Source organism: Haladaptatus ordinarius, assembly GCF_054177595.1.
Map to the genome: position 1 here is coordinate 1 of NZ_JBPEHH010000048.1, position 13654 is coordinate 13654.

The window sequence follows — 13654 nt, forward strand, 5'->3', positions numbered from 1 at the left end:
GACGTTTTTTGGCAGGAGGTGTTGCTGATCTTGATCGTATCGGACAAAGTTGGACGTCATGAGAATCCTTACGCTGTACAGGAGTTTCAGCTAGATAAGATTTATGTCATATGGCTCGATATCCAGAGAATCTGAGTCATCCCGTCGATGTTTCTTGGACAGGCTCTATCGCGACCTCCGAAAGGATACTGGCACTCTCGATTGCGTCTCTTCTCGACAGCGTGTCGTCTGGGTCCGTCGAGTAGTTCTCGCGATGACGGTTTGCTCCGAGGAAACTGTTCGCACCCGGTGATTCTCGGCTGGTTCGTCTTCGTCGCTCGATGCGACCGGCTAGTAGGTCGCCTGGATTCCAACGAACGACCCGTCACCGTGTCCGCTTTCTACCGGTTCGAGTCCGTCGATTTCGTCGAGCCAGTGGTAGATGGTCTGGACGTACTCGAACTCGGTGAATCCCGCGGTTTCGAGCGCGTCGACGAGTTCCTCGGTCGAGACGAACACCGCCTCCCGATAGAACGGGTTTTCCTCTTTCATCTCTTGGTACTTCTTTCCGACAGAACTGTTCTTGTCGATGAAGCCGATTACGAGAGTGCCGGACGGCTTGAGGATTCGTTTGGCCTCCGCCAACGTTCGGGGAATATCGTCGACGAAACAGACCGCCGTCACGATTAATGCCGTATCGAACGTCGAATCGTCGAAGGGGAGGAACTCGGCGACACCTTTCACTACGTCGATTCCCCGCTCTCGGGCGTACCCGAGCATCTCGTCGGACGGGTCGATTCCGACCTCCATCCCGAGAGGCCCGGCGAACCGCGCACTTCCGACACCGATTTCGATTCCGTACCCACTCGTCGGAACGAGACGACGCAGAGCGTTCAATTCAGACTGGTAGGCCGCCTCGTGGTCCTCGAACCATCTTTCGTACTGTTCGGTGTGTTCTTCGAACGGCGCTGCCTTCGGCATGGGCGACAGTACGATGTTCGGGGATACCAACGTTCGGTACGGGAGATGCGGTCCCCCGTATTGAGGTCACGGTACATTCTCCACTTCGGAGAGAACCGGTATTTACGTCAGAGACGCCGTTCGATGGCTGGTGGGCCACCGCAGAACAAAGCCTGAATCGACCGTCAGATGCGTCGATGGAGGTCGAACACGAAGGTGATGACCTACTGCGGTTGCCGGACGGGTTGCACACACCGTGGACGAAACTCGTCTATCTACTAATTGCGGGCGCTGGGACCGTTGAGGAACTTTCTATCGCATTGGGGCTCAAACGTCTCACTTTGTATAGCATGACCGTTCCGGAGTCCGCGTTCGTCCGGCGAAGTAGTCATAGACTAGAAGTGACACCTGCTAAACGAACATCCTCGTGACGATTGACGGGGTTGCGATTTTGGCCTCCGTTTTCTCCTCCGAATCTCGACCACCGTTGTAGCAGTCTATACCACAGACGGTAGTTGCGAACCAAGCGTCCAGGAGAACACGATACAGACGGTAATCGTCGAGGAAGACATAACTGGGTTCTCTGCACTAGAGACGAGGTGATGACAGGAGAAGCGCGACGTTCTTCCGGTGAATCTGGCCCGTTGAGTGGCATCACCGTGTTAGACGCCTCCCGTGTCCTGGTGGGGCCGTTTTGTACGATGCAGCTCGGTGACCTCGGGGCGAACGTGATAAAGGTTGAACGCCCAGGCACCGGTGACCAGACGCGGGGCTGGTATCCGCCCACGTACGGAGATGGCGACGAGAGCGCCTACTATATGAGCGTCAATCGGAACAAACGTTCCATCGCACTCGACCTCGCGTCCGAAGAGGGCCGAGACGTGTTTCGCGACCTGGCCTCGGAGGCGGACGTCGTCGTCGAAAACTTCCGCGTTGGAAAGATGGAAGAGTGGGAACTCGGCTTCGAAGACCTCCGGGCAGACAACCCGGACCTCGTCTACTGTTCACTGACCGGGTACGGCGAATGGGGACCGGACCGTGACCGGCCAGCATACGACATCATCATGCAGGCAGAAGGTGGGATGATGAGTATTACCGGCACGGAAGACGGACCGCCGGTCAGGGTCGGCGTGGCGATTGCCGACATCGGTGCTGGAATGTACGCCACGCAAGCAATCTTGGCTGCTCTCTTCGAGCGCGAAGTCGGTGATACTGGTGGACAGAAAGTCGACGTAAGTCTACTCGACGGACAGGTCGCCTGGATGACCTACATGGCATCCTACTATTTCGCGACCGGAGAGGCTCCGGGGCGGATGGGAAGCAAGCACCCGACGATTTCACCGTACCAAGCGTTTCCGACGGCGGATGGATACATCGTGGTGGCCGTTGCATCGGAAGCGATATGGCCACGATTCTGTCGGTCGGTCGACCGTGAAGACCTCGTTGCCGATGACAGGTTCGAAACGAACGCTGACCGCGTCGAAAACCGCGAAGAGCTAGACGCGATTCTCGAAGCAGAATTGGAATCCTACACGACTGAAGAACTCGAATCACTCTTCGACGCCCACGATGTGCCCGCCTCTGCGGTGACCGACATGGAGGGAGTCTTCGATAATCCGCAGGTGAAAGCACGCGATATGCACCAGACGGTCGACCATCCGACTGCTGGCACCATCGAGATGCCCGGAAGTCCGATGCATTTCTCAGAGACACCGACGACAATAGAGCGTCATCCGCCCCGGCTCGGAGAGCACACGGAGGAAATCTTACTGGAGTACGGATACAGTCGAAGCGAAATCGACGATTTACGGACGCTCGATGCGGTAGAGTGACTGTTGTCGGCTGTACAGGCGCACGTTTAAATAGAGGAGGACTGTTCGCGTGACAAATACGTCACTAGAATTATATTTTCGTTGGTTCAGAGGAGACACCGGGTGACTGGATACCGAGACTCGTTTGGCGTAGAGTGTCAGAGCGCGCCGATTTCGGTCGACACCCCCGCTACGTTGTCGAACTCGATTCGGGCCCCTCTATCCACAACGTGATGCCCTCCCCGTTCTCGCCGTGACACTGGACTCGCGTCTGGGTGTTCGGTAACTCCGTCTACGGGTGATGAAAGGCTTATCTCCGACGGCCACCAATCGTGTGACGTGATAACGTACCATGAGCGACGCACTTCTCGTCATCGATATGGTTACCGACTTCGTGACCGGGGTCATCGCCGCGGAGCGCGCAGGACGCATCGTCCCGACGATCAGCGACGACCTCCTTCCGGTAGCGCGTGACACCGGCGTTCCCGTCATCTACGTCAACGACGCTCACCGACCCGAGGACTTCGAACTGAAAATCTGGGGCGAACACGCGATGCGCGGGACCGACGGAGCCGAAGTGATTCCCGAACTCACACCGCAGGCGGGCGACGACGTGTTCGAAAAGCGGTTCTACGACGCGTTTTACGAGACCGGCCTCGACGCCCACCTTCGGAGTTTGGACGTCGACCGCGTCGTTTTGACCGGGTTGCACACGAACATGTGTGTGCGACACACCGCTGCGAGCGCGCTCTTTCGCGGCTACGATATCGCCGTTCCGTCCGACGGCGCGGATGCGTTCAGCGAGGTGGCTCACAAAGACGGGCTCCAGTACCTCGAAGAGGTTTACGGCGCAGAAATTACGACCAGCGAAACGTTGGTCGACGAGTGGGAATCGGCCGCCGCGATATGAGTACCCGGTTCGGCCTCGCGGCGAGCGGTGTCCACGTCCCGGGACTTCCGTCGAAAGTTTCTGCCCGTCGAACTGCCCTGGAATCGAACGATAGCCCACGTCGACCGCAGTGAGTATCGTCTCATGCCGAATAGCAGCCAGACCGTAGACTCCGCTCTCCTATCGGCACCGTCTCTATTCACGCCATCGGTGCTCGTCGAAAAAGGGGGGGCTCAGTGCCTGCGATACGGAAACGGAGCGTCTCAGATACCACCGCGTTGTTGCCGTCGAATCAATTCTTTTGACTCACTGCACCACTTTTACTCGCATGAAGGCAGTGTTCCACCACTCGAACGACGACCCCGAACTCCACGAGCGCGTCGTCGGAAATATCGCCAATCTCCTCGACGACGAGACCATCGAGCTAGACGGCCTCGTCCTCGTCGCCAACAGCGGCGGTCTCGAACTTTTGACGGTCGACTCCGCGCAGCGTGAGCAGATAGCGACTCTCAACGACCGTGGCGTCCGCTTCAAGCAGTGTCGCAACACCATCGACGGGACGCCTATCACTGAAGACGATTTGATAGACGGGATCGAACTCGTTTCCTCGGGTGTCGGCGAACTGACCCGGCTTCAAGACGATGGCTACGCGTACATCAAACCCTGAGTCTTCCCGTTTCTGAAGACGCGGAGCCGAGTGTCGGGGTCGGACGCGAAGAACAAACTAGAGGAACAGCGCCGGAACCGTATTTCGGAAGATGTTGAGGGCGATGACGAACAACAACGCGACGACGAACCAGTTGAACTTCCGTTCGTCGACTTCGAGTCGCCGTAAGTAGGTGCCAATGAGCAACCCGACGACGGTGACGACGGCGATGACCGACCCGAGCCAGAGGCGATACGTCGTCATGAGGTCGGTGAAAAAGACCATCTGGACGATACGAACGGTGAAGATGGTGCCCAACACCATCGAGAGCCCACCGATGTATCGCTCGACGTCACGCTCGAAGGTGTGGAAGTAAGCGGGCAAAAGCGGACCGAGGTTCGCAACGGCGAGCAAAAAGCCCTCCAGGAAGCCTGCCACGCTGACCGCAATCGGGTGGTGGGCTTCCTGGATGGTCACGAAGTTCCTGAGGACCTGAAAGAGGACGTACGCAAAGATGACGAGGCCGATGATGAACGGGACGATGGGGCCGGTGCTGTACTGCGCGAGGAACGAGACACCCAGCACGGAGCCAATCACGGCGAGGAGCAGCAACGCCCACTCCTCACGGACGAACGTGAGCCCAGTGTTGGTCTCGCCAATCTGGAACATATTGATCATCCACGGTGGGATGGCGAGGACGACGACCGCGAGCGTCGGGTCGATGACTGACGCGAAGATGGGCGTCGTGATGAGTGCATAACCGAATCCGATCATTCCCTTGACCACGCCGGCGACGATTGCGACACCGACGAACAACGCGAGAAGTCCCACCGAAACGTTCGACTGAACGCCCTTCGTGACGTTCTCAGTGCCGGGGAAGAAGACGACCGAACCGACGACGACGACGAACGTCGCCAGTACCATCATCACCTCGCGGTACTGGAGGTCGAAGAGGTTCGAGACGAACTGTTGACCGTTGATGTGTGATTCACGCTGACTCATGCGCTCTCTACGCCCACTTCGGAAGGCACACTCATCCGTCTGAACGTCTCGGCAGCGTGTGCAGATATTCGAGTCCGTTCTCAAAACAGAAAGGAGGTTCCATGGCCGTCGTATTTCGGGGAAAGACGGGAACCGGTACAAAAAATCCCTCACAGGTATCGGCAATATTCCCCAGCGGTCTGTTTCACTCGCGCGTTCCGCCGCTGGCACCGTGAGCGTCCGAGAGTCACGGTCGGGAAGGACGAAAGCTCGCGTGTCATATAAGTATTCAAATATATATTATAATTTAAATGAGTTCTGATTCCGTGTGGTGAGGTGTCCTCGCGAAAGCTGGCTCTGTGATCAGGCCCGAGACTCTGAGTCGGACTCCCAGCACGCGGCCTTCTGCGCCAGTTCGGTAAATGAGACCGATCGTTCCTGTCTTGATACCGGGACTGGTCGAGGAAATCAACGACGGCTGTCGGCGTGTCGTCTCTGTCTCTCGTTCTCACACACCTGGGTTCGAATGGGGGGCGGGGTCGACGATTACCATCACGAACGACGAAAGGATACCGGTACCAACGCTTGACGCCGACTGAGGTGAAGTGGTGCTCGGAACGTCTCTCGAACTCAAGTATTAACAACAGTCTCAGCGTACAGCATTTTAGTGTTCACGTCAGTAACAGCGATCGTCTGGAACAGGACGGAACAGCGACTTCGGTTGCCGTGGCGACTCGTCGTCGCCACAATCGTGTTCGGGGCCCTCTCGTTTGGGTTGATAGTATTGATTCGACCATTCTTAGTGCCGGTGTTCGTCGGTTTGAACCTCGACGTATTCGGGCGAGAAGGACGACTGTTGCTCCTCACGTTCGTGGAACTGTGCGGAGTTTGTCTACTCACTTACATAGTCGGTCGGTTCGTCGACCGCCGTATATTCGCGGACTTCGGCTTTCATTTCTCGCGTACGTGGTGGCTCGACTTCGGATTCGGACTCGCCCTCGGTGGGATACTTATGACCTCGATTTTCGCGGTCGAGTTCGTGGCCGGGTGGATCCGAATAACCGGTCAGTTTCGAACCGTACCTGGAGTGGATTTCCTCGATGCCTTGCTCGTTTCGGCTCTCATCTTCGTTTTTGTCGGAATCAGCGAGGAGTTGCTGGTTCGCGGTTACTTACTGACGAACCTCACCGAGGGTTTCCGGTGGTTTCGACTGGTGAATTCGAACGTGGCAGTCGTGGCAGCGACTATCTGTTCTTCTGTCATCTTCGGTTTCGTACACATTTTCAACCCGAACGCGACACTCACGAGCACGTTCGTTATCATCCTCGCCGGTTTTATGCTTGCATCCGGATACGTACTCACTGGCGAGTTGGGGATATCGATCGGTTTACACATCTCCTGGAACTGGTTTCAATCGAGCGTCTACGGTTTTTCTGTCAGCGGGCTTCGGCTTCCCGTGACGGTCGTCGCGACTGAGCAAGTCGGCCCTCGACTCATCACCGGCGGATCATTTGGACCGGAAGCAGGTCTCGTCGGAATCAGTGCGATTCTCATCGGAACGGCTGCTATCGTGCAGTGGGTTCGATTCCGTGAGGAGCGTGTTTCTTTAAATCCAGCTGTGTGGACACCAGAGCTCCGGTGACTTCTTTCATGCGAGGAATCGGTCGGGACGATGTACAGCGTCGTTTTGTAGTTACCCGTTTGACTCGGCCTGTGAAAACAGCGCGTCGTTGCCCGTCCACACGCCGATTCGAACCAGAATGCCTTGTTGCAGGGGACGATAACACTGTTCTCAGGCGAAGAAATCGCTGTTCTTCGTGAGATTTGTGGTGAATTGGACACCTCGTCGATATCGAAAGAATTTCTTCGCCGTCGTATCGTCGCGACGTTCTGACTCTTCGAGGTATCACTCCCGTTCGCGGCCTCCGGTTCAGGTATCAGGACTGACGTTCCTGTTCGAGCGGAACACGTTGTCCGGGTCGTACCTGGTCTTGACCTCGACGAGGCGGTCGAGGTTAGCGCCGTAGGTCGCCCGAATGCGATTGTCGCCCTCGTCGGCGGTCTGGAAGTTGACGTAATTGCCGCCGGTCGAAAAGGGTCGGAACCGTTCCCAGGCATCGCGAACCCACTGCTGGAACCCTCCAGCGTCTGGGTCGTCCGGCTCCCACTGGGCGATTACACCGTACGCAAAGCGGACGTCGCGGTTTCCCACGGCTCCGTCGTCCTCGTCGAACTCGTTGAGGGCGCCGCCGATGTGCAAGAAGCCAATTCGTGCCCCCGGGATGGGGCATTCGGCGGCCAGGTCCCGCATGGTCGACAGGAGGTCGGCGGTCAACTCGGCGGCGAACTCGGTCTTCCAGTAGTAGTGGTTCCCATCGGGCTCGGTCGCGTCGAGATAGGACTGCACCCGAGTGTACGGCTGTTCAGAGAGCAGGTCCACGACGGGGTCGTCCAGTGCTCGGATTGGGGCGAGTACCTCGTCGGTACGGTCACCGCTGTAGCAGACGGCCATGGTACAGATTCGCTCCCCGTGCCACTCCTCGGGGACGAATGGAACCGGAGGGGCCCGAAGGAGGTGCAGGTATACCGTTAGCTCGCGGGGCGCCTCGGCGGTAATCTCTCGATAGGCTCCGAGAATCTCGTCGGCCCGCTCGAACGGCCAGGCGATGAGGCCCCCGTAGACGGTCGGGCCGACCTCGTGCAGACGGTAGGTGAACGACGTGACGACGCCGAGATTCGCCCCGGCACCGCGAATCGCCCAGAAGAGCTCCGCGTTCGCCTCGCGGCTGACCCGTCTCACCGTGCCGTCCGCGGTGACGATTTCGACTTCGAGCAGGTTGTCGACCGTCCAGCCGAATCGACGGGTCAGGTAGCCGAAGCCGCCGCCGAGCGTCAATCCGGCGATACCGGTTTCGGAGACGAAGCCCAACGGCGTGGCCAGCCCGTGGAGCTGGGTCTCCCGGTCGACGTCCCCTAAGAGACAACCAGCCTGGGCCGTCACGGTTCGCGCCTCGGGGTCGACGAGGACCCCACGGAGTCGGGACATGTCGATAGTGAGGCCGCCGTCGGTCAGGGCCGTGCCGGCGATGTTGTGGCCGCCACTTTTCACCGAGAGCGATAAGTCGTGTTCACGGGCGAAGTCGACCGCGGCGACGACGTCGGCTGTGCCCGTCGGCTGCACGACGAGCGCTGGCGTCTTCTCGACCATCCCGTTCCAGAGACGAACGGCCTCCTCGAAGCCGTCGTCTTCGGGGGAGAGAAGCGGGCCGCGCAGACGGTGTCGAAATGCCTCGACCGTCTCCCGGGCCATCGTGGTCGGTGGGCCTTCGCGTGTCGCGATGGTAGTCTGGGTCATGACTCCTCGGTGCTCGCTACGCTCCGCGGAGAAATGTAAATACCTCGTGAAATATTTCACTGCGTGAAAGACGGGTCCAGCTCCGTGGCGAACCCGAGAGGACCTGCCCCGTGAGAGCGTCCTACGAGGTGAGTTCCGAGGAGACGAGTGTGTCGAACGCCTGCGGTTCGACCGGCTTCGCCTCTCTCCGGACGCGCTCGAACGTCGAGATAGCCCACTCGCGGGCCTCCGGGGCGTCCGTATCGATTACAGCCAGGAGTGCCCCGGTCTCGATATCGTGACAGCAGATACCGACCCGGTCGTCGACGATGCCGAGACCGCACCGGTTTCCGTCGGGGAGGTCGTCGTGGACGAAAACAGTGCAGTTCTCACGGGCGGCGGCCTCCGTGATTCGTTCGGGGTTCCAGGCGACGGTTCCCTCGAGCGCGGTCGGCGAGTAGACGTACTCCAGTTCCATGCCGTCGAGGACGGCCTGGCAGACCGTCTCGTTGTTGATCGACTTGAAGACGATACTGTCGAACCCCCGCATTCGACTGGTTCCCTGGATGAGCTGTGTGATTCGTTCGACGGGTTCGTACGGGTATCCTGGTCCGGGATGTGAGACCACGGCATCGGCGAACAGGTCGACACTGAACCCGTCCATCTCTCGTGGCAGCCACCGCCAGACGTCGCGTAACTTGCGTTCGGTCTCCATCGCCTCGCGGAGGCCCAGAAACCGGTTGGCGACGAACTCGCCCAACCGAGTCAGTTCGTACGTCAAACCGTCCCGGACTATCCATCGCCGTTCTTCGAAGTCGGTGAGGATGCGCCCGATTGTCGGCGAGGAGGCACCCGTCGCGGCCCGAAGCTCCGCCCGCTCACGAGGAGCATCGGTCAGTTCCTCGAGCACCCCAACCCGGTGGTTCGACCTCGCGAGGAATTCGATGGCTTCGATTGCGGACTCCATGGTCTAGATACGGCGGCAAAAGTATATAGTCGATGGTGGGGCGACACGCCGGAGACGGTAGGGAAGTCACTACCGCGTTTCGAGGAGACGAGGGGTCACAGCTCGGACTTCGTCGAACCCTGACCGACAGAGTTCTCTCAGACCAGGGGGTTCGTGTTATCCCTCCAGTCAGAACGGGAGACACGCGTCCGTGTCCCTTCGATAGCGTCGAAACAACACCTCGCCACCTCTCCCTGTCTGTAATCCGACGGTAACGGGCAAGGAGAGTATGGCCCCCACAAGCGCCTCTTTCCGCTGGCTCGGTGGAACGAAACGAGAGTCCTATCAGCACCGGAGAGTTCCGGCGAGGCACGCTTCGTCGCTTTCGCCGTTGCTTTCGCGATTCTCGCTCCAATACACCTCGGGAGTACGTGAAAATCGGAAAACGCGGCTAGAAGGTGATGACTTCGTAGCCGTCGTTCACGAGCGACCGGATACTCGGGTGGCCGTCGTGGTCGTCGAGTGTCACCACACCGGCATCACTGACTGCGTCCTCGACGCCGTATGCGCCGGAGCAGTAGTCACAGACAGCCGTGTTGTCACGAACAGTCTGATAGAGGTTGTGGTAGTCGTTGTCCTCGTCTTCCAGTTCGGGAATCCACTTCGTCCCGGCGCCGTCGAAGATGAGTTCGACATCGTCACCCTCGGCCTCGAAGAATTCGGTGGCTGTCTCGAGACCGTTCAGGAGACGGCCTCTGTCGGCGTGCGATTCGGTGTCGGCGAGAATCATGACTGCTGCTTTCGTCATTGTGAACTCCCCTACTGGCTATGCGGCTAAAAACTACACTCGGTTGGGAGCGACACACGCACAAGCGATACGGAATTTGGGGACAATTCAACGGAAAAGTATGGCGTTCTAGTGGGTGTGCTGGTGGGTACTGTCACCCCGAGTGAACTGTCCGGAGAACGCTCGTTGGACGACTTCGGGGAGTGCCGGATGGATGTGGACGGCGTTCCGTATGTCCTGTACCGTCCCCGATTCGGTGTTCATCGCAACCACGACCTCCTGAACGAGCACCGAGGCCTCCGGACCGATGATGTGACAGCCGAGAATTTGCCCTTCGAGATCGATGAGTACCTTCACGAAACCTGTCGCTTTCATCGCGTCTCCTCGGGCGGTATCTTCGTACCGGTACGTGTTCGTGGCGTACTCGCGGTCCGCTGCACGGAGTTCTTCCTCTCTCGCACCCACACCCGCGACTTCGGGAGCGGCGAAGACGGCAAACGGCATCGCACTGTAGTCGACGGGTTCGAGGTCGCTGCCGAAGACGTTCCGCGCGACTGTACGGGCCTCGTGGTTGGCGTTGTGTTTCAGCAGATGTTCCCCGACGATGTCGCCGAGCGCCCACACGTCGTCGGCAGTGGTTCGCAGGTACCCGTCGGTCTCGATGAAACCCCGGTCGTCCGTCTCGACGCCAGCCGCAGCGAGATTTAGCGTATCGGAGTTCGGAACTCGTCCAGCAGCGATGAGCAGTTCGTCTCCAGTAACGGTCACCGGGTCGGCGTCTTCGACGATTCCTGCGTCGTCGCCGTACTCGTACGAACGAGCCTCTACCGTCACGACACCATCGGTCTCCGTGACCGTGGTGGCCGCGTGGGCGGTGTGGACGGTGAACCGGTCGGCGTAGCGGTCGGTGAACGCATCTGCCACCTCCTCGTCGGCCTCGGGGAGGAGGGTCGGTCGCCGGCCGATTATCGTCACCTCGCTTCCGAACGTCCCAAAGAAGTGTCCAAGTTCGGCTGCGATGTACCCGCCACCGACGATGACGAGATGGTCCGGTGGGGTTTCCAATCTGAGTGCTCCCGTGCTCGTCAGGTAGTCGACGTCTTCGATACCGGCGATAGGGGGGATGGCGGGTCGGGAACCGGCCGCAACGAGAACCGTCTCCGCTCGGAGGCACGCGCCGTCGTCCTCTCCGCCGGAAACCTCGACGGTCCGCTCGTCGACGAACCGCCCTTCGCCAACGAACAGGTCGTGTTGCGACGACGAGCGTAATCCCCGACGGATGGACTCGGCGTCGGCGTCTACCTCCTCGTTCACCTCACGGACGATGTCGGCGAACGCGACGTCGTTGACGTCTGCATCGATATGGAACTCGCTGGCACGTTCGATCGTTTCGAGAACGTCAGCGTGATACAACAGCAGCTTCGACGGGATGCAGCCGCGATTGAGACAGGTTCCGCCGAGCGGTCCCTTCTCCACCACGGCGACGGACTGTCCTCGATTCGCTGCGACGTTCGCCACGTCCAGGCCGGAGCCTGAGCCGATGACGAGGAAATCGAATTCGTCCATGTCAAGTGCCTACATGCGCCAGGGAAATAGGCTAGCTGGCTGGAAGAACTCGGTGCACTCGGTCGTTTGTTAGCTTACGCGAGGTGCGACGCCACCCCCTCGACGAGCGAGTGCCGGCGTGCGAGCAGGCCGGGGTAGTACACAGACAGCCGAGGCGTTCATCCGGCACGGGACGGCGTTCTCTCTATCCACGGACGGGAAAGAAAATCACCGACAGACTCGATTCGATGAGCCGGAGTGTGTTCCTAGTCGCCATCACGAAAAGAAACCCAGAAGGGGCAAGCACGCCGGCAGATACACCATCGACATCCGTTTCCAGTCAGTCCTCTCACGGTGAAGGCCGAGGGCGTTCGCCTCGAAATTAGTTTGCACGATGCGCGTGAGAGTTATATCGACGGTAGTCGTAGTCCCCGCACCTGACAGGTCGATCTACCCGTGACATGCACCAACTGTGGGGAAGAGGAGTACCTGGTCGAACAGTACCACGTTCACCTTTCTACGGGCCAAGTCGTCGAAATATATCTCTGCGAAGGATGTCGCCACAAATTCGTCACTGCCGACTGGGTCGAGTTCGTGATTTAGCCGGCCGGTGCAGAACCACGAAGTTGGTTTTCGGAGATAATCAGACCGAACTCGCGAGATGACTCGCTGTAACCGTACGTTTCGTGCCGAAAACAGTGCGGACGTCACGCCAGAACTAACGACCCCAAAATCCAACTGTTGCACTCGCATTTCTGTAGGCAGATGACCTCTCTCCGACGAATCGTCGTCGATATACTGAAACCTCACGAACCGACGATACTGGAACTCGCACGACGCATCGCAGAGAGCGACGGCGTAGAAGGGGTCGACGTAACGTTGCTCGAAACCGACAAGGAAGTCGAGAATGTCAAACTCACGATAGAGGGGGACGGTATCGAGTACGACGACATTTGCGACGTCGTCGACGAACTCGGTGGAAGTATCCACTCTATCGATAACGTCGCATATGGGGAGTACATCGTCGAAGAACGCAAAACACCACAGGATTGAATCGTGAAGCCGAGCCAGCTTCGACGACTATTGAAAAAAGACTCCGTTCGTTCTATCTCACGGCGATACTTCGTCTCGAACGGGTTCGACGGCACGTTGACGAGTATCGGCATCGCCGTTGGGTCGTTTCTGTCGGGTGTTCCGGAGGGAATCACCGTCTTCAAGATAGGCGTTGGAGCCGCCATCGGCCTGAGTACGTCCGGTGTATGGAGCGTCTGGGAGATCGAACGCGCCGAAAAGCGAGCTGAGAGACGGCAGATCGAGCGGGCGATGCTACGAGATTTGGACGAAACCCAGCTACATCGCGAACACAGAGGTGCACGCATCATCAATGCCGTCCTCAGTGGAGTTGGTCCCCTCATCGGGATTCTTCTCCCAGTCGTACCGTTTCTCTTCGTGGGAACGTTTCTAACGCTTTTTCTCGCGACCGTGTTCGCAGTGATGATTGGCGTCGGATTGCTCTTCGTCTTCGGCGCCTACATGGGATCGATCTCGGAACAGAGCTGGTACGTTGCCGGTATCCGGATGGCGATCGCAGGCATCGTCGTCGCGTTACTGAACGTGGTCTTACCGGGATGACACCATCGAGACGACTGACAGTCTCGCTATCAATCCCGATTCGGTCACGATTGCATTAGGGTCGACAGTGGTCCGGCCGAATGTCGGCTCGTTCTGTCACTCCGACGGTAATCGATAAATCGTTAACTGTGAAGCGACCGAACC

12 protein-coding genes are annotated in these 13654 nt (G+C 58.7%); 6 read left to right on the forward strand and 6 right to left on the reverse strand.

The genetic code is table 11. From position 1 onward, the window contains the following. Window positions 1-330: 330 nt before the first annotated feature. Entirely contained in the window at window positions 331-960 is a 630-nt protein-coding gene (locus ACR3FF_RS16495; protein ID WP_458189190.1) for a class I SAM-dependent methyltransferase, read from the reverse strand. 581 nt (window positions 961-1541) lie between these two features. Here ACR3FF_RS16495 and ACR3FF_RS16500 point away from each other — a divergent pair. The 3 genes from ACR3FF_RS16500 (at window position 1542) to ACR3FF_RS16510 (ending at window position 4306) form a co-directional block, all read left to right on the forward strand. Further along, on the forward strand, window positions 1542-2771 hold the full coding sequence (locus ACR3FF_RS16500; protein ID WP_458189191.1) for a CaiB/BaiF CoA transferase family protein: 1230 nt from the start codon (window positions 1542-1544) through the stop codon (window positions 2769-2771). Between the two features lie 331 nt (window positions 2772-3102). Then, window positions 3103-3660 carry a cysteine hydrolase family protein gene (locus ACR3FF_RS16505; protein ID WP_458189192.1) on the forward strand — a complete coding sequence of 186 codons (558 nt, stop codon included), beginning with the start codon at window positions 3103-3105 and terminating at the stop codon, window positions 3658-3660. Window positions 3661-3967: 307 nt separating this feature from the next. Continuing rightward, window positions 3968-4306, forward strand: coding sequence for a DsrE family protein (locus ACR3FF_RS16510; RefSeq protein WP_458189193.1), 339 nt, complete (start codon window positions 3968-3970; stop codon window positions 4304-4306). A gap of 57 nt (window positions 4307-4363) precedes the next feature. Here ACR3FF_RS16510 and ACR3FF_RS16515 read toward each other — a convergent pair whose 3' ends face one another. Then, window positions 4364-5287, reverse strand: a complete 924-nt coding sequence (locus ACR3FF_RS16515; protein ID WP_458189194.1) for a sulfite exporter TauE/SafE family protein — start codon at window positions 5285-5287, stop codon at window positions 4364-4366. 991 nt (window positions 5288-6278) lie between these two features. Here ACR3FF_RS16515 and ACR3FF_RS16520 point away from each other — a divergent pair. Next, on the forward strand, window positions 6279-6908 hold the full coding sequence (locus ACR3FF_RS16520) for a CPBP family intramembrane glutamic endopeptidase (protein WP_458189195.1): 630 nt from the start codon (window positions 6279-6281) through the stop codon (window positions 6906-6908). Between the two features lie 288 nt (window positions 6909-7196). Here ACR3FF_RS16520 and ACR3FF_RS16525 read toward each other — a convergent pair whose 3' ends face one another. The 4 genes from ACR3FF_RS16525 to ACR3FF_RS16540 all read right to left on the reverse strand — a co-directional run bounded on the left by ACR3FF_RS16525 (window position 7197) and on the right by ACR3FF_RS16540 (window position 11899). After that, window positions 7197-8621, reverse strand: a complete 1425-nt coding sequence (locus ACR3FF_RS16525; protein ID WP_458189196.1) for an FAD-binding oxidoreductase — start codon at window positions 8619-8621, stop codon at window positions 7197-7199. A 121-nt stretch (window positions 8622-8742) separates the two neighbouring features. Next, a complete protein-coding gene (locus ACR3FF_RS16530) occupies window positions 8743-9567 on the reverse strand; it encodes a helix-turn-helix transcriptional regulator (RefSeq protein WP_458189197.1) in 825 nt (274 codons plus the stop codon). A 430-nt stretch (window positions 9568-9997) separates the two neighbouring features. Next, entirely contained in the window at window positions 9998-10354 is a 357-nt protein-coding gene (locus tag ACR3FF_RS16535) for a DsrE family protein (RefSeq protein WP_458189198.1), read from the reverse strand. A gap of 108 nt (window positions 10355-10462) precedes the next feature. Then, on the reverse strand, window positions 10463-11899 hold the full coding sequence (locus ACR3FF_RS16540) for a dihydrolipoyl dehydrogenase (protein WP_458189199.1): 1437 nt from the start codon (window positions 11897-11899) through the stop codon (window positions 10463-10465). 744 nt (window positions 11900-12643) lie between these two features. On the opposite strand from ACR3FF_RS16540, the gene ACR3FF_RS16545 reads away from it, so the two are divergent. Then, a complete protein-coding gene (locus tag ACR3FF_RS16545; RefSeq protein WP_458189200.1) occupies window positions 12644-12931 on the forward strand; it encodes a DUF211 domain-containing protein in 288 nt (95 codons plus the stop codon). Continuing rightward, window positions 12932-13510 carry a VIT1/CCC1 transporter family protein gene (locus ACR3FF_RS16550; RefSeq protein ID WP_458189218.1) on the forward strand — a complete coding sequence of 193 codons (579 nt, stop codon included), beginning with the start codon at window positions 12932-12934 and terminating at the stop codon, window positions 13508-13510. It abuts the gene before it with no gap. Window positions 13511-13654: the final 144 nt, after the last annotated feature.